Raw genomic sequence first — 16323 nt, forward strand, 5'->3', positions numbered from 1 at the left:
AGAGGGCGATTAACGGCGGCGTCCACCGAGCAGACTGCCCAGTACGCCGCGGATGATCTGATTGGTCACCTGGCGCGCCGCGCTTTTCGCCACGCTCTGCACTACGCCGTCGCGCTTGCCGCCGCGCGGCCCGGTGCTGCCAAACAGAATCTCTTTCAGCCCACCCAGAATGCCGTCATCCACCGCCACGCTATTGCCTTTGCTGGGCGGCGCATCGGCCTGCTGCGGCGCGGCCTGTAAGCCTTGCTGTAACATTTCGAACGCCGATTCGCGATCGACGGCACTGTCGTATTTACCGTACAGCGGCGAATGGTTGATCAGGCTGTTGCGTTCATCAGGAGTGGCCGGCCCCATGCGCGAGCCCGGCGCGATCACCATGGCGCGCTGCACCATCGACGGACTGCCTTTCTCATCGAGGAAAGAGATCAACGCCTCGCCGGTGCCCAGCGCCTGAATCGCCTCCACGGTATTAAACGCCGGGTTGGCGCGCATGGTTTCGGCGGCGCTTTTCACCGCTTTCTGGTCTTTCGGCGTGAAGGCACGCAGCGCATGCTGCACGCGGTTACCCAGCTGACCGAGCACATTATCCGGAATGTCCGCCGGATTCTGCGTGACAAAGTACACGCCAACGCCTTTCGAGCGAATCAGGCGAATTACCTGTTCCACTTTCTCCAGCAGCACCGGCGGCGCGTCGTTAAACAGCAGATGCGCTTCGTCAAAGAAGAACACCATCTTTGGTTTGTCCAGATCGCCGGCTTCCGGCAGCTGTTCATACAGTTCCGCCAGCAGCCACAGCAGGCTGGTGGCGTAGAGTTTCGGCTGCTGATAAAGCTTTTCCGCTGCCAGGATATTGATGAAGCCTTTGCCATCAGCGTCGCAGCGCATCCAGTCACGGATATCCAGCATTGGCTCGCCAAAGAAGTGTTCAGCCCCTTGCTGCTCCAGCGCCAGCAGGCCGCGCTGAATGGCGCCCACCGAGGCGCTGCTGATATTGCCGTACTGCGTCTGAAATGCTTTGGCGTTATCACCGATATATTGCGTCATGGCGCGCAAATCTTTGAAGTCCAGCAGCAGCAGGCCCTGATCGTCGGCGATACGGAAGATAATTTGCAGCACGCCGGACTGCACCTCGTTGAGGCTGAGTAGCCGCGCCAGCAGCAGCGGGCCGAGATCGGACACCGTTGCGCGCACCGGATGGCCCTGCTGGCCGAAGATATCCCACAGCATCACCGGATTTTTCTGCGCCTGCCAGTCGGTGACGCCAATCTTCGCCAGCCGCGCCAGCAGCTTTTCCGAGCCGTCGCCTGCGGCCGCAATGCCGGAAAGATCGCCTTTGACATCGGCCATAAACACCGGCACGCCGATGGCGGAGAAGGATTCTGCCAGCTTTTGCAGCGTCACGGTTTTACCGGTGCCGGTCGCGCCGGTTATCAGTCCGTGACGGTTAGCCATGGCGGGCAGCAGATGCAGTTGAAGGTCAGGCGTCTGGGCGATCAGCAGTGGGGTAGTCATGATGTTTGCGCTCTCCGGCATTGCGTAATGACTCAAAGAATAGCAAGCGGTGCGCGGGAGAGAGAGGGATATTTGGGTGAAAAATAAGGGGAGTTCCGTTTGCTGCCCGCGCGATCGGCCCTTCTCCCGCAGGCGGGAGAAGGCTGGAATGAGGGGCAGCGCGCAGCTACCTACCTCTTCTCTACCGCATCGAAAAACAGCAGGCTCACGCCGATGCCCTGCTGCACGTGGCTGACGTTATTGCGCACCGCCACCTGCTGCGCGCCCTGCAGCATCACCACGAACGGCGAATCCTGCTGTACGCGCTGTTGCAGCGCGGTATACAGCGCGCGGCGCTGGCTGGCGTCGCTCTCACCGGCTGCGGTGCGCGTCTGCGCACTCAGCTCAGGAATCTCCCAGCCGACGCGCCACGCCAGCGTTTTAGAGCCGCCCGGCACGTTATAGGCAAAGGCGCTGGCGTTGGTATTCGGATCCACATAGTCGGCACCCCAGTAAATAAAGATCGACTGGAAATCACGTCCGCGCATTTTGCCCCACAGTTCCGATTCCGCCACTGGCTGCAGCTCAATCTGCACGTCGGCTTTGGCAAAGCTGGCCTGCAGCGCCTGCGCCACGTCGATGTACGGCGGCTGGTTGATCACCGTCAGCGAGAATTTGCTGCCGGGCCTGATACCGCCCTGCGCGAGGATCGCTTTGGCTTTGGCCACATCGTAATGGAACGGCTGATTCTCCAGCGCGCCATCAAAGCCCTGCGGCAGGAAGCTCTGGTGAATACGGTACTGGCCTTTCAGCAGATCGCGTGAAATGGCGTTGTAATCCACCAGCCAGCGCGCCGCCTGCCACAGCGCCGGGTTACCCAGCGCCGGCTGCGCTTTGTTTTGCGTATTAAATGCCAGGTAATAGACCAGGCTCGACGGGAAGGCCTCAATGCGCAACTGCTGGTCGTTTTTCAGCGCATCGATCTGGTCCGGGCCCAACTGGTATGCCACATCGACATCGCCCTGCTGAATCAGCAGGCGGCGTGCACCGGCATCGGCCACGCCTTTTAGCAGGATGCGTTTCAGCTGCGGCTGCGGGCTGGCGTGCGGATTTGCGCTCAGCACCAGAGCCTGCTGCGGCACATATTGCTGGATGCTGAATGCGCCGCTGCCCGCGGAGTGAGTGTGCAGCCAGCCGTTGCCGCTGTCGTTGGCGGTGATGTGCTGCTGCACGGTTTTGCTGTCCACCACCGAGGCCACCGGCGCGGTTAACAGGCGCAGCGCCAGATCCTGACCAATCTGCGCTGGCCACTGAATCTCCAGCTGATGATCGTTCACAACCCGCAGCTGGCTGGCGATGTTGTCCGCCTTCCAGCCAAACTCAGCGAGAATAAACGACGGGGCTTTATTGAGCTGTACCGCGCGCGTCAGCGAAAACACCACGTCCTGCGCGGTCACCGGGTTACCGCTGACGAAATGCGCATCCGGTTTCAGATTGAACACCAGGCTGTGCGGCGTGCTGCCGGGCTGCCATGAGGTGGCGAGCAGCGGCGCGAGTTTTTGAGGCGCATCGCGATCGGCCTCTACCAGCGTCTGATAAATGTTGCGCTGCACGCTGTTACTGACGGTCTCAAAACTTTCTGCCGGGTCGAAGCTGATAATGCCGTCGAGCGGCACGGCCACCACCAGCGTGTCTTTTGGCGTGGCGGCCTGCAGGGCAAAGGCGCTGCTGAATAAGGTGAAGAACAATAAGAGTGCTCGCATCATGATTATCCTGAGTAATTGATGCGACGACTTTATCGCTGTCGCGCTGCTGGCTAAATGCCGGTTTGTTCTGAGCTGTGCCGGAAATAACAATTAATACCGGCAATTAACTAATCGATTATTTTGTGTGCGCGCTGTCATATTCAGGAAATAAACCGCTCAGACGTTGCGCATTCAGCCAATAAGCGGTTATTGATAAGCATAAGCTCTGGTATGGAAGTATGATTTTTTCTGATTAATTAAGCTGAGCGACTATTTCTCACGCCGATTTGTTTCAGTCATTTGCCCAGTCTCTGGCGCTAATCTCCTGGCATTTGTACGGTTAAAAGCGCAATTCCCGCTGCGAAAGCGCGTCCACAGCGCCTGGCAACTTTTCGTCAGGTTGATGGTTTCTCATCAAAACACATTTCTAATTTAATGCTTACATCCTGAAATATCTGTATCCATAAGATTGCCAGCTTGTTTGCCGATTTATAAATCTATTAACAAAAATAATTCCCTTTCTTAGCAAGTGAGAGTCGTCGCGCCATGCTTTTAGAAAAACCGACCACCAGACGTAAGTTTTTACTTGGGTCGTTGCTGGCTTTGCCATTAAGCGACCTGGTTTTAAAAGGACTGACTGCAGCCCAGGCTGCGGAAATGGCAGCACCGGACCTTGCCGACTATAAACCGATCTTTTTTAGCGCTGAGGAGTGGCAATTTATTCTGGCCGCGACCGATCGCCTGATCCCCGCCGGTGGCAACGGCAAAGCGCCGGGTGCGCTGGAAACCAATGTGCCAATCTTCATTGACCAGCAGTTGCACAGCCCGGAGTTCGGCGCAGAGATCTACCTGCAGGGGCCGTTTGACGTGCACGCGCCCGCCACCATGGGCTATCAGATCCCGTTCACGCCGCAGCAGATGTATCGCACCGGCATCAAACTGGTGGAGCAGTGGACGCAAAGCACCTACCACAAAGCGTTCTCGCAGCTGACGCTGGCTGAGAAAGACGCGGTGCTGACCAAAGTGAATAAAAACGACGGTATCGACTTCGCCGCGCTGGGCGAACCGAACCTGAAAGCCTCGCAGTTCTTCAGCCAGCTGCTTTCCGATACCAAACACGGCTACCTCGCTGACCCGATGTACGGCGGCAACAAAGGCATGAAAGCCTGGATCGCCATCGGCTTCCCGGGGGCACGCGCCAGCTTCACCGAGTGGGTGAAGCAGCATAACGTGCCGTATCCGCTCGGACCGGTCAGCCTGATGGGCGAACGCGCCTGAATCCCCGTATTTGGTATGTGAGACAGAAAAACATGGCACAGATTACAAAGAAAGAAGTCGACGTCGTGGTGTGCGGCCTCGGCTGGGCCGGCTCGCTGATGAGTATTGAACTGGCAATGGCCGGACTGGACGTGCGCGCCCTTGAGCGCGGTGGCGAGCGCGACTACCCGGATTTCGCTTACCCGAAACCGGCCGATGAGTACGCCTATAACGTGCGCAACAAAGTGTTCGCCACGCCAAAAGAAGTGGCGGTCACCGTGCGTTACAACATGGACCAGACGGCGCTGCCAACCCGCAAATGGGGCGCATTTGCTCCGGGTACCGGCGTCGGCGGCGCGGGCATGCACTGGACGGCGGTACTGATTCGCCCCACGCCCACCGATATCAAACTGAAAACCTACGTCGATCAGGCCTATAAGCCCGGCATCCTGCAGGATGACATGCGCGTGATGGACTTCCCGTTCACCTGGGATGAGATCGAGCCGTATTTCTACAAATTTGAGCTGATTTGCGGCCAGTCTGGCACCACTGGCAATCTGCGCGGGCAAATTCTGGAAGGTGGCGATCCGTTTGAAGGCCCGCGTTCTGAGCCGTATCCGCTACCGGCGCTGGACGATACGCTGAATAACGTGATGTTCAAAGAGGCAGCAAAGAAGCTGGGCTATCATCCGTTCCCGAACCCGTCAGCCTGCGTCTCGCGCGCGTGGAAAAACCCGTACGGCAACCAAATCGCTCCCTGCAACTACTGTGGCTACTGCTCGAAATATCCTTGCCTGAACTACTCAAAAGCCTCGCCGCAGACGGCGGTGATGGACGCGCTGAAGCGCATGCCGAACTTCTCCTATGAAGTGCATGCGGAAGTGTACAAAGTGGTACTGCACGACGACGGCAAAACCGCGAAAGGCGTGCTCTATTTCGACGCTGATGGCAACGAAGTGTTCCAGCCGGCGAAGATTGTGGTGCTCTCCAGCTTCCAGCTGTACAACGTGCGCCTGATGCTGCTGTCCGGCATCGGTAAGCCCTACAACCCGATCACCGAAGAGGGTGTCGTCGGGCGTAACTATGCGTTTCTCTCCAACGGCGGCGCCACGCTGTTCTTCAAAGACAAGAACTTCAACGCCTTCGCCACCGCTGGCGCGACCGGTCAGATGTTTAACGACATCTCGCCTGGCAACTTCGACGGTCCGGGACTCGGCTTCCTCGGCGGCGCCAAAATCCACAGTTCGCAGGCGACCGGTACGCCGATTGGCACTGCGCTGCCGAAAGGCACACCGAGCTGGGGCATGGGGTACAAAGAGGGGCTGGAGCAGTGGTACAACCATTCGATGAAGATCAGTATTACCACCACCTGCCAGTCGTACCGCGATATCTATCTGGATCTGGATCCGCACTACACCGACCATCGCGGTCAGCCGCTGCTGCGCATGACCTTTAACTGGAAACAGAACGAGCTCAAGCTGCAGCAGCACCTGAAAGGCATCGTTGGCGACATCGCCAAAGAGCTGAATCCGGACAGCATGAGCATGAGTTTCCTGCCGATGGGCGCTGACTTTGACCTGACCAAATACGTCTCTACCCACAACGTGGGCGGCGCGGTGATGGGCGACAACCCGAAAACCTCGGCGCTGAACAAGTACCTGCAAAGCTGGGATGTGCACAACGTGTTTGTGCCGGGCGGTAACGCCTTCCCGCAGAACTTCCAGGCGAACCCGACCGACACCATCGGCGCGATTACCCTGATGGCGGCGCAGGCTATCAAAGAGCACTATTTGCAGAATCCCGGCCCACTGGTACAGGCATAAGCACATGAAATTAAAATCATTGTTAATCGCTCACGCGGTGCTGCTGGGCAGCTGTGCGGTGCAGGCGCAGGCAGCAGATGACGCATCACTGATTAAAAAGGGCGAGTATCTGGCGCGCCTCGGCGACTGTATGGCGTGCCATACCGTGGCGGGCAAAGCGGATTACGCCGGCGGACTGGCGATTGAGTCGAACCTCGGCACCATTTACTCCACCAACATCACGCCGGATAAACAGCACGGCATCGGCAACTACAGCGAGCAGCAGTTCTCGGATGCGGTGCGCAAAGGCGTGCTGCCGGACGGATCGCGCCTCTACCCGGCGATGCCGTACCCGGATTACGCCAAAATCAGCGATGAAGACCTGCACGCGCTGTACGTCTATTTCATGCAGGGCGTGAAGCCGGACAGCGAACAGCCGCCGGAAACAAAGCTGAGCTTCCCGTTCAGCCAGCGCTGGGGCATGCGTTTCTGGAACTGGGCGTTTACTTCGGACAAACCGTTCCAGCCGATTGGCGGCGCGTCAGCGGAGGTTAATCGCGGTGCTTACATCGTGGAAAGCCTCGGCCACTGCGGCAGCTGCCACACGCCGCGCGGCATCGGCATGAACGAGAAGGCGCTGGACAGCAGCGACGATCGCTTCCTCGCCGGCGGCAGCCTGAATAACTGGGAGGTGCCGTCGCTGCGCGGTGTGCCACGCTGGAGCGAGCAGGAGATTGTCGATTATCTGCAAACCGGACGTAACGATAAAGCCGCGGTGGGCGGCGAGATGACGTCGGTGGTGGAGCACTCCAGCTCGCACATGACGGATGCCGATCTGCAAGCGATTGCCGCTTACCTCAAGTTCCTCGGCGGCAATCCACCGCTGCAGGCGTACGACGTGCAGGCGCAGCAGAAGACCGAAGCGAAGCTGACAGCGGCGAAGAATCTGTCCGAAGGCGAGCGTCTGTATCTCGACAACTGCGGTGCCTGTCACTTTGTCACCGGCAAAGGCGCGCCGGGGATCTTCCCGGAGCTGGATCAGGCCACTATCGTTAATGCGCAGGACCCCAGCGGGTTGATTCACACCATTCTGGCCGGTGCGCAGCAGCCCTCAACGGAGAAAGCACCGTCGACGCTGGCGATGCCGCCGTTTGCGTATCGTCTGACCGATGATGAAGTGGCGCAGCTGGCCACCTTTATTCGTCAGGGCTGGAGCAACCACGCGCCGGCAGTGACGAAAGAACAGGTGGCGGATGTGCGGAAAACGCTGCACTAAAACGTAGCGGCGCGAACTGGCGCGCTGTCCTGATGGCAATGCCCGGCGTCGCGAGATGGCGGGCATTGCGCGATGAATCGCACCGCTAGCGTACGGTGCGATTTTTTATTGTTTAATGAAAGGTGTGCGCCACTTCCAGCACGCCGTTGATGACAAACTGCACGCCCATACACACCAGTAAAAACCCCATCAGGCGCGAAATCGCTTCGATGCCGCCTTTGCCGACCAGCTTCATGATGGCGCCGGAGCTGCGCAGCGAAATCCATAAAATCACTGCCACCGCCAGGAACGTCAGCACCGGCGCGATGGCCACCACCCACGCGGGGAAATCGACGCCGGCTTTCACCGTCGAGGCTGAACTGATGATCATCGCTATGGTGCCCGGTCCGGCGGTGCTCGGCATTGCCAGCGGCACAAAGGCGATATTCACCGTTTCGCGCGGATCGTCGCTGGCGTCGAGTTCATCCAGCTTGTGTTTGGCCTCCACCGAATGCCCGACCGGTTTGGCGGGAAACAGCATGCGAAAGCCGATAAAGGCGACAATCAGCCCGCCGGCCATGCGCAGGCCGGGAATCGAGATGCCAAAGGTGTGCAGCACCGCGTTACCGGCGTACCAGGCGACCATCATAATCAGGAACACGTAGATCGACGCCTGCAGCGCCTGGCGATTGCGTTCCTGAAAGTTCATGTCACCCGCGAGGCCGAGAAACAGCGCCACGGTGGTTAACGGGTTAGCAAGCGGCAAAATCACCACCAGGCCGAGCCCAATGGCTTTGAACAGTTCCAGCATGATTTATTCCCTGGTTAATATCAGGCGCGCAGCTGCCAGCGCAACGGTCGCCATGAATGGCGACCCTACAGTATCCTGTGCACCGTTTTTTTCGTAGGGTGCGCATTTATGCGCGCAGCTGCCAGCGCAACGGTCGCCATGAATGGCGACCCTACAGTATCCTGTGCACCGATTTTTTCGTAGGGTGCGCATTTATGCGCGCAGCTGCCAGCACAACGGTCGCCATGAATGGCGACCCTACAGTATCCTGTGCACCGATTTTTTTCGTAGGGTGCGCATTTATGCGCACCTGGACAGCATCAATGCTTCGGCGTTTCCATCGCTTCCAGCAGCTCGGGGAAAAAATCTTCCAGCAGATCCGGCGTCATCAGCTCGGGGTAATGAATCAAATGCTCGCGAATGCGTTCATTCACGTCTGGCAACAGGCGCTGGGCGGCGTCGCTGGCGCTGATTTTCTTCTGCTTCATCAGGCGCAGCACGTTATCCGGCAGGTTATCCTCATCTTCCTCGCTCTCTACGCCTTCCAGATCGTCCAGCTCATCCAGCAACTCCATCAGCGCTTCAATCTGCGGCGTGCGTGACTGATACTCTGCCGGCTTCTCATTCTCCAGATAGCGCAGCAGCGCGCGCACCGGCGAGCCGTCCGGCGTGGCGGGCGGTTCACTGGCGAACCAGCTAAGCAGCGCATGCTGGCTCACCTGATGTACGTGATAACCGTTGTCCACCAGCTCATCGGCGAGGATATCGGCGGTGTCGTGCTCAATCAGGCAAATGTGGGTGCGACCCGGCGTGAACTGCTCCAGCCACTGATAAATCTCCTCAATCACGCTGTCGGCGTAATGAAACGTCTGGCTGAGGTAGCTGTCATCCGGCTGGTGAACGCAGATGCGAATCAGGTCGGGATCGAAGTAAATCGCAATGTTGATGCCTTTCATGCGCGGTGTCCTGTGTGGTGCAAAACCTCACTATAGCGTCAGGGCGCGCAGAAAAACATGCTATCGCCAGCAGCCGCAGCCACTGGCGATAAAAATTACCGCAAATCAGCACGATCCAGCCCGTAAGCGCTGTCGAGCGCGCCGGGTGCCATCTGCGACAGGATCATCAGCCGGTTCCAGGTATTGATCACCGCGATCTTAAAGGTCAGCTCGCTGATCTCCACCTCGGAGAAGTGCGCGCGCAGCTCACCGTACAGCGCCTCGTCAACGCCGTGCTCGCCAATGCGCGTCAGCGCTTCGGTCAGGGCAAAGGCGGTTTTCTCGCGCGCGCTGAACAGCGGCGATTCGCGCCAGATCGCCACATGGTGCAGCCGCAGCTCATGCTCGCCGTCAATCGCCGCCTGCTTGATGTGCATGTCAAGGCAGAACGCGCAGTGGTTGAGCTGCGAGGCGCGGATATCCACCAGATGCCTGAGCGACTTCTCCAGCGACGCGCTGGCGACGCTATTCGACAAATCCGACATCGCTTTGGCCAGCGCCGGGGTGGTTTTGAAATGGTTAACGCGTTGAGTCATGATTTTCCTCCGTCAGAACAGACGTTCAATGGTTTCGAGTGCTTCGGGTAACGCGCGGGCACGGCTGAGCGGGTCGTGCGTGCCGTCGACGCGGATAAACTGCACATCGCTGATGCCGATGTACGCCAGCGCCGCGCGCACGTACGGCGTGAACTGGTCATCCTGCATAAAGGGCCCGTGGGCAAACACGCTGCCGCTGGCCATCACGCAGTAAACTTTTTTGCCGCTCACCAGCCCGACTTTGGTGCCTTCGGGGGTAAAGGCGAAGGTGCGGCCGGCGCGGGTAATATGATCGAACCAGGCTTTCAGCACCGACGGCAGCCCGAGGTTCCACATCGGCGATGAGATAACCAGGGTGTCGCAGGCAAACAGCTGATCCACCAGCCGTTCCGAGGTGCGAATGGCGTTACACTGCGCTTCATCACGCGCCTCCGGTGGGGTAAAAAAAGCCCTGATGGTGAAGGCATCGAGATGCGGCAGCGGCTGTTGCGCCAGATCCAGCACCGTCTCGTGCAGATCGTGATGGCGACTGCGCAGCTTTTCGATCAGACGCGCCGAGACGATGCGCGACGCCGATCCCGCCAGATCCGGGCTGACTTTAATGTGCAGCACATTCATGCAGTGGTTCCTCATACGATAGAGCGATAAAAATGCAGGCCGAGCGCCTGATAGCCGCAGCGCTGATAAAACGCCTGCGCCCGGGTGTTACTGATTGCGGTATCCAGCACCATGCGGCTGCAGCCGTACTCACGCGCCAGCACCGCTAAGCCGTCGAGCAGCGCGGCGCCGAAGCCCTGACCGCGCAGCGCGGGATCGCTCACCAGGTCATCGACGTAGCAGAAGCTGCCGTGGATAAAATTCTCCAGCAGGCGATAACCGGCCAGCACCGCTGGCTGTCCCTGATGTTCGATACCGGCGAGGCGATAACCCTGCGCCTGCTGACGCTGCGCCTGGGCGATAAACTGCGCCTCATCCGCCAGCCGCCCGCGCAGCGCACGCATCAGCGGGTAGCAGCGCGCGAGTTGTTCTGCGGTGGCGTAATGCACAATCTTCATGGCTGTCATCCGTATTGCGGGGGGAATGCCTGCATCTTAAACTGCTATGTCTGAGCGAACAGGGCCATTACGCGTGAAAACAGGTAGGACATAGCGCCGTGGCTGAGAAAGGAGTGACGCGTGGGTTACAAAGAGATTTACCAGCGCTTCCGGCAGCAGATCCTTGCCGGACAGCTCCGGCCGGGCGACCGCGTACCGGCGATCCGCATGCTGGCGGGCGAGCTGCAGGTGGCGCGTAAAACGGTGGAGGCCGCCTATGAAATCCTCATCGGCGAAGGCTATTTTGTCAGCCAGGGCGCGAAGGGCACGCGCGTTAATCCGCAGCTGAAGCTGGCGAGCGCAGCCACGCCACCGCGCGCACCGGCGACGACGCCCGCGCTGCTGCCGGTGACCGAGGGCAAAGGCGAGCTGCGGCTCGGCATCCCGGCGCTGGACGAGTTTCCGCACAAGAAGTGGCGGCTGATGTCGGCGAAAGCGGCGCGCAGCCTGCGGCCGAACGAGATGATGATACCGCCGGTGATGGGGTATGCGCCGCTGCGGGCGGCCATCGCCAGCTACCTGAACATTTCGCGCGGCCTCAACTGCCAGCCGGAGCAGATCTTCATCACCAGCGGCTACCGCGCCAACCTGCGGCTGATTCTGGCGGTGCTGGCGCAGCCGGACGACAAAGTGCTGTTCGAAGATCCCGGCTACTTCTTTGGCCAACAGCTGCTGAAGCGCATCGCGCCCAACCTGCACTATGTGCCGGTGGATGGGCAGGGCGTCGACGTGGATTATCTGCTGCGCTATCACGCCGACGCGCGCTTTGCGGTGGTGACGCCAACGCACCAGAGCCCGCTGGCGGTCAGCCTGTCGCTGCCGCGCAAGCATCAACTGCTGGCGTGGGCGCAGCAGCATGACAGCTGGATTATTGAGGATGATTACGACGGCGAATTTCACTACACGCGTAAGGTGATTCCGGCGCTGAAAAGCCTGGATGTGCACGACCGGGTGATCTACACCGGCACCTTCAGCAAAACCATGATGCCGGCGATGCGCATCGGCTATCTGGTGATGCCGCAGCACACGCTGGCGCAGTTCGGCGAGCTGGGCGAGATTCTGGAAACCGGCCTGCCGCTGCTGCCGCAGAAAATCCTCGCGCAGTTCCTCAGCGAAGGGCATTTTTATCGCCACATCAAAAAGATGCGCATCCTGTATCAGCAGCGCCGCCGCATGATGCTGGAGGCCATCGAAGCCTGCTTTCCGGGGCTGTTTACCTTTGAGCTGACCGACGGCGGCATGCACATCGTGGCCTTTCTGCGGCGCGGCACGCAGGACGTGGCGCTGGCGACGCTGTGGGCGCAGCAGGCGCTATACGTGCGGCCGCTGTCGGGCTGGTACGCGCAGACGCAAAAGCGCTATGGCCTGGTGATTGGCTACACCAATATTCAGTCGTTTGAACAGGCGAGGGCGCTGCTGGCGCGCGTGGCAGATGCGACACGGACGTTATTGAGCGCTTAGCGGCTACGTGGCGAGAGAAGAGGGCGCGGGGGACAGCCCGCGCCGTCTGGCATAAGGTGAGTGGCGATTCAGACGGCAGGAAGGCGGCCTCTGAACCCGCGCGAAGGGATCACATGCCGATGTATTTTTTGCCCTGCTTCAGCACTACATCGCAGGCTTTGGTTTTCAGCTTCTCACCCATCGGCGAGTTGCTCAGGCTCTGCAGATTCAGCTGCTGGCCGTTGCCGGTGTTCAGCAGGCCCTGCAGCCCCTGCTGGTAATCGGTTTTCTGCTGCTGCGCGGTGGTGCTGCTCAGGCCCAGCTTACTCAGCACCTGATCCTTCACTGACTTCACGTTGTTATCCACCACGTTGTGCTGCACGCAATATTCCATCACGCCGGCGGCGTTGGTCATGCTGTTGGCGCTCACCGCTTTATCGCCGCCGTTCAGCAGGCCGCTGAGCGAAGAGAGCGACAGTCCGCCGTTCTGCGTGTTGCTGGTGGCGGTGTTGCCGCTGTTCTGCTGCGACAGCTGCGATGCGGCGCTGCTCAGCTGATCCTGCCAGCTCGCCGCCGATGCGCTACCGGCAACCAGTGCCGCCGCGATACCCCATCCCCAAACTAACCGTTGTGTTGCTTTTTTCATCTCAACCTCGTTGTGCTTACACGTCTGACTGCGTCAGTTGTGGTTAAGAGGCATGTGGCGGCAGAAAGTTCCGGAGAAGTGGCCGCCGCGCGCGAGTTTGGGAGTGTTCCGGAGGCGATTGCCGGGGTTTTGCGCACCGTTTTTGGCAGCGCTGCTTTTTTCGACGCTTAGCGCACATCCCCATCGATTCCGGTTGCGCCGCAAGCGCGTAACGGTATAATCGCCCACGTTTTCCGCATCCTCTTCAGTGCCGAAGTGGCGAAATCGGTAGACGCAGTTGATTCAAAATCAACCGTAGAAATACGTGCCGGTTCGAGTCCGGCCTTCGGCACCATTTACACTTTTCTTAGGAAAATCAAGCAGATAGGATGTTTACTCTATCTTTCTTGCTCCTAGAAATTGTCTAAACTCTTTCCCGTATAAAAGCCACTGCGTTTGTTAATGGCTTTGGTATGTTATCACGCTGTGGCAAGTAGTTTCCAGGCTCAACCTTGTACTGCTGTTTCCTTTGAAGCCGGAAGATGTGCCAGCATCTCTAAACCTTATACCAAGACACGATTGATCACACGCATTTAAGCCCGATGTGCGGCCTTATGGCTGCGTAAACAGGTCTATGGTGGTATATGCCCCGGTAGCTACAGATCCGGCTCTGCCAGCGTCTCAGCCACGCTCCTAACGGTACACGGTTATCCTGATAAGGTGTGATCATTCTGGACAATTGATGAAGTCGCTTCGCTCCGCTTGTTGCTATTACCACCAACGGGGCTTTTGTTGTACTATGCCTAAAATTCAATCAATGGATATGTAATTGGTCTCATAATATGGACGAAGTTAAAGTTAAAGCCTTAGAAAACAGTATGATGTGTCTAGCAATATTTTCCCGGTCAATCCACGTCTTTTTTGCCATATATAAACATCTAGATGACTTAGATTCCTACACTGGTGATCTCCATCCGTACAGAACTATCTGTAATGCTTTGCTCGGTGATGCCTGTATAAATTGGTGTAAGGTTTTTGGCTCTGATGCTGAGGGTACTCACTGGAAAAATATTGTTGAGGATCACGCTCATTTGCGGGAAGTATTGTTTTCAGAACTAGGTATTACTGCGAAGGAATTCAATTTATATTGGAAAGAGATGCTTAAATTCAGGAGCAATGTTATTGCTCATTTCAACTCAGAACATTTTGCTAATGGATATACCCCTGAATTTGACACTGCTATTGCATCTGCTTCTATAGCCCATAAATATTTCAGAGAAAGTTTACCTTCATATGTTAACTATGTAGGCCCATCAGACTTGACAAAGTATGGGGCCGATACTGCCAAGGCTGCTATGAGCAGGCTGTTAGTATGATTAGGCGAGTGGATAGCATTAGGGTTTAATGGCTTCCATTGTCTAAAAATAGCTTTTATTTAACTATTCCTTGTTAGCCTTTTTTAAAAGCTTAAGGTGATTGGCGATAGCCTTGGCTATTTCTTCCTTCATCTTTAAGCCCCTAGCGCCACACTCCGCTTTAAACGTCCTGTATAGCTCTAAATCAATCTCAGCGCTGATCTTGAACAGCTTAGCCTTTGCTAATTCGTCTGCTGTAAGCGGGTGATAGTACTCTTTCTTCTGTGTCATTGGCTTACCCTCCAAAGATGTTTAGAGAGAAGGATACAAAAAAGGCCAGCACTATGCCAGCCCTTCAAAATCTATTGAAAACATAGTCTCACAGCTTTCAATGAAAGCATTAATTCATTGAGTGTGGGCCTTCTTAAGCTCTTATAAGCACAATAAATGCGATGAACTGTACCACCAGGAGCACAGCGGTTATCCGCTTAGCCCACATATTCCTAATCAACTGCGACAACCAAGACCGCAGCACACTGTTGCGATAGTTTCTTTTCGACTGTTTCCGAGCGTTGAGCATCTTCATAAAAACATATCCTTTTGTTGTCTGTTTCAAACTCATCTACAAGCTGTAATGTCTTCTGTTGGTAGGCGTTGGCATCGATGGCGAACAGCGCCCCGAGAAGGAACACCAACACCGCACAGCCCGTTACACTCAGCCCCATTAACCCGCCATAAAACGTATGAAGCGCGCAATTCTTCATAACTCAAGCCTCAATAGATCTTAAGATCTTATCTGAAAAGGGAAATCGTAAGATAACCCCGTTCTTGTTACTTGCAGTGGTTCGCGCTGCCCACTGCCGTGCCGCCGTTCTTCAACTTTGAACGGATGTAATAAGCCATTGTGTGATCACCTTTCAGCGGCCCTTTATCCCACACACGGAAGTTACTACCATTAGGCAACTTCACCCACTGATCGCCGTCTGAGAAAGTCACTAGCATTACGGCTGGCAATGTTGAGTATGTATCGCCGTCATACGTAGCCATAAACTTGCACACAGACACGTTAACGATGCTCACTGTAGAAGCTGGAGCTGGAGCTGGAGCCGCCGGAGCCGCTACAGGCGCTGGCACTTGCACATAACGAGTTACACAGCCAGAAAGCAACAGAGAACCAAAAACAGCCAAAGACGCAATAATCTTAACTTTCATCTAATACCCTTTTCATTTCTAAGTTTATAGTTTGGTTTACTTTTACAATCAAAACAACAAGTAATGCAGTTATCATCCTCATTGTTGTTTGGAGGGTATCTCCAGATATTTCTAGCGTTATTGCAACTTCTCTTATGTAAACCCCTTAGATTTCAATGTGTGACACTGCAATGCCTGCACTTTTAGCACTTAGCTTTAGATAAGCTTTGGTACTCTGGAAGTTAGTGTGATTCAGAAGATCGCTAACCTGTGCTAAGTCTCTTGTTTTATCTAGCACCTGTGTAGCGCCATACTTGCGGAAGCTGTGAGCGCTGATTGTTCCTTCAATATCTAACTTTGTTGCCACCTTCTTGATCGACGTTGAGACGTATACGCGGCTTACTGGCGTGTCCTTTTTGCAGCGGTTGCCCTTGCCAGCAAAGATAAACGTGTCTTTGGGGTAGGCCGCACGACGATTAGCCACCATAGCCAGGATTGAGGCTGGTAGGTTTTCAATCTCTTTTTTCTTCCCTGTCTTCTGCTCTACGATCTTCAACGTACCGCGCTCAAAGTCGCTGTAACGTAGATTGATTGCATCCGTCACGCGGAGCAAACACACGGCCATAACACGGCACACGTCAGCTACTAAATCGTTTCCTTGCTGTTCCAGTTCCTCAATGATTGCCTTTGTCTCACTCACTTCTAAAATCGCTGCTGCTTTCATTCTTATTTACTCCCGAGTTGATT

General features: G+C 56.6%; 17 protein-coding genes and 1 tRNA gene. 6 read left to right on the forward strand and 12 right to left on the reverse strand.

Annotation, left to right across the window (positions count from 1 at the left end; genetic code table 11):
• Positions 1–9 precede the first annotated feature (9 nt).
• A complete protein-coding gene (locus OXR61_RS18010; protein WP_021506723.1) occupies positions 10–1512 on the reverse strand; it encodes a helicase HerA-like C-terminal domain-containing protein in 1503 nt (500 codons plus the stop codon).
• A gap of 170 nt (positions 1513–1682) precedes the next feature.
• On the reverse strand, positions 1683–3254 hold the full coding sequence (locus OXR61_RS18015; RefSeq protein WP_031279536.1) for an ABC transporter substrate-binding protein: 1572 nt from the start codon (positions 3252–3254) through the stop codon (positions 1683–1685).
• Between the two features lie 528 nt (positions 3255–3782).
• Here OXR61_RS18015 and OXR61_RS18020 point away from each other — a divergent pair.
• Genes OXR61_RS18020 through OXR61_RS18030 form a run of 3 tightly spaced genes read left to right on the forward strand, consistent with a single transcriptional unit; the run spans position 3783 to position 7571 of the window.
• The gene (locus OXR61_RS18020) at positions 3783–4514 is read left to right on the forward strand and encodes a gluconate 2-dehydrogenase subunit 3 family protein (protein ID WP_031279537.1); all 732 of its coding nucleotides are present in this window, start codon (positions 3783–3785) and stop codon (positions 4512–4514) included.
• A 32-nt stretch (positions 4515–4546) separates the two neighbouring features.
• Entirely contained in the window at positions 4547–6316 is a 1770-nt protein-coding gene (locus OXR61_RS18025) for a GMC family oxidoreductase (protein ID WP_021506726.1), read from the forward strand.
• Between the two features lie 4 nt (positions 6317–6320).
• Positions 6321–7571, forward strand: coding sequence for a cytochrome c (locus tag OXR61_RS18030; RefSeq protein ID WP_021506727.1), 1251 nt, complete (start codon positions 6321–6323; stop codon positions 7569–7571).
• Positions 7572–7683: 112 nt separating this feature from the next.
• Here OXR61_RS18030 and OXR61_RS18035 read toward each other — a convergent pair whose 3' ends face one another.
• From OXR61_RS18035 to OXR61_RS18055, 5 genes are all read right to left on the reverse strand, one after another.
• Positions 7684–8361 carry a MarC family NAAT transporter gene (locus OXR61_RS18035; protein ID WP_021506728.1) on the reverse strand — a complete coding sequence of 226 codons (678 nt, stop codon included), beginning with the start codon at positions 8359–8361 and terminating at the stop codon, positions 7684–7686.
• 299 nt (positions 8362–8660) lie between these two features.
• Positions 8661–9296 carry a hypothetical protein gene (locus tag OXR61_RS18040; protein ID WP_021506729.1) on the reverse strand — a complete coding sequence of 212 codons (636 nt, stop codon included), beginning with the start codon at positions 9294–9296 and terminating at the stop codon, positions 8661–8663.
• 95 nt (positions 9297–9391) lie between these two features.
• On the reverse strand, positions 9392–9871 hold the full coding sequence (locus OXR61_RS18045) for a carboxymuconolactone decarboxylase family protein (RefSeq protein ID WP_021506730.1): 480 nt from the start codon (positions 9869–9871) through the stop codon (positions 9392–9394).
• Positions 9872–9883: 12 nt separating this feature from the next.
• On the reverse strand, positions 9884–10489 hold the full coding sequence (locus OXR61_RS18050; RefSeq protein WP_021506731.1) for an NAD(P)H-dependent oxidoreductase: 606 nt from the start codon (positions 10487–10489) through the stop codon (positions 9884–9886).
• Positions 10490–10500: 11 nt separating this feature from the next.
• Complete coding sequence (locus tag OXR61_RS18055; protein ID WP_021314487.1) at positions 10501–10926, reverse strand: GNAT family N-acetyltransferase; 426 nt, start codon at positions 10924–10926, stop codon at positions 10501–10503.
• A 120-nt stretch (positions 10927–11046) separates the two neighbouring features.
• On the opposite strand from OXR61_RS18055, the gene OXR61_RS18060 reads away from it, so the two are divergent.
• Positions 11047–12426 (forward strand): PLP-dependent aminotransferase family protein, encoded by a 1380-nt coding sequence (locus tag OXR61_RS18060; protein WP_021506732.1) that lies wholly within the window; start codon positions 11047–11049, stop codon positions 12424–12426.
• A gap of 109 nt (positions 12427–12535) precedes the next feature.
• Here the strand turns inward: OXR61_RS18060 and OXR61_RS18065 are convergent, their stop codons facing one another.
• Entirely contained in the window at positions 12536–13051 is a 516-nt protein-coding gene (locus OXR61_RS18065) for a DUF2501 domain-containing protein (RefSeq protein ID WP_021506733.1), read from the reverse strand.
• 249 nt (positions 13052–13300) lie between these two features.
• Between OXR61_RS18065 and OXR61_RS18070 the strand changes: the two genes are divergently transcribed.
• Both OXR61_RS18070 and OXR61_RS18075 read left to right on the forward strand, forming a co-directional pair.
• Positions 13301–13385, forward strand: a tRNA-Leu gene (locus OXR61_RS18070).
• A 487-nt stretch (positions 13386–13872) separates the two neighbouring features.
• Positions 13873–14406, forward strand: coding sequence for a hypothetical protein (locus OXR61_RS18075; protein ID WP_267412496.1), 534 nt, complete (start codon positions 13873–13875; stop codon positions 14404–14406).
• Positions 14407–14469: 63 nt separating this feature from the next.
• Here OXR61_RS18075 and OXR61_RS18080 read toward each other — a convergent pair whose 3' ends face one another.
• The 4 genes from OXR61_RS18080 to OXR61_RS18095 all read right to left on the reverse strand — a co-directional run bounded on the left by OXR61_RS18080 (position 14470) and on the right by OXR61_RS18095 (position 16300).
• Positions 14470–14676, reverse strand: a complete 207-nt coding sequence (locus OXR61_RS18080; RefSeq protein ID WP_008925479.1) for a hypothetical protein — start codon at positions 14674–14676, stop codon at positions 14470–14472.
• Positions 14677–14888: 212 nt separating this feature from the next.
• On the reverse strand, positions 14889–15149 hold the full coding sequence (locus OXR61_RS18085) for a hypothetical protein (protein ID WP_267412497.1): 261 nt from the start codon (positions 15147–15149) through the stop codon (positions 14889–14891).
• Positions 15150–15216: 67 nt separating this feature from the next.
• A complete protein-coding gene (locus tag OXR61_RS18090) occupies positions 15217–15597 on the reverse strand; it encodes a hypothetical protein (RefSeq protein ID WP_267412498.1) in 381 nt (126 codons plus the stop codon).
• Between the two features lie 145 nt (positions 15598–15742).
• Positions 15743–16300: a tyrosine-type recombinase/integrase gene (locus OXR61_RS18095; protein WP_267412499.1), complete on the reverse strand. Its 558-nt coding sequence runs from the start codon at positions 16298–16300 to the stop codon at positions 15743–15745.
• Between the last annotated feature and the right edge of the window lie 23 nt (positions 16301–16323).

It is taken from the genome of Pantoea sp. GM_Pan_4 (assembly GCF_026541005.1).
Classification (GTDB): Bacteria; Pseudomonadota; Gammaproteobacteria; order Enterobacterales; family Enterobacteriaceae; genus Pantoea; species Pantoea dispersa.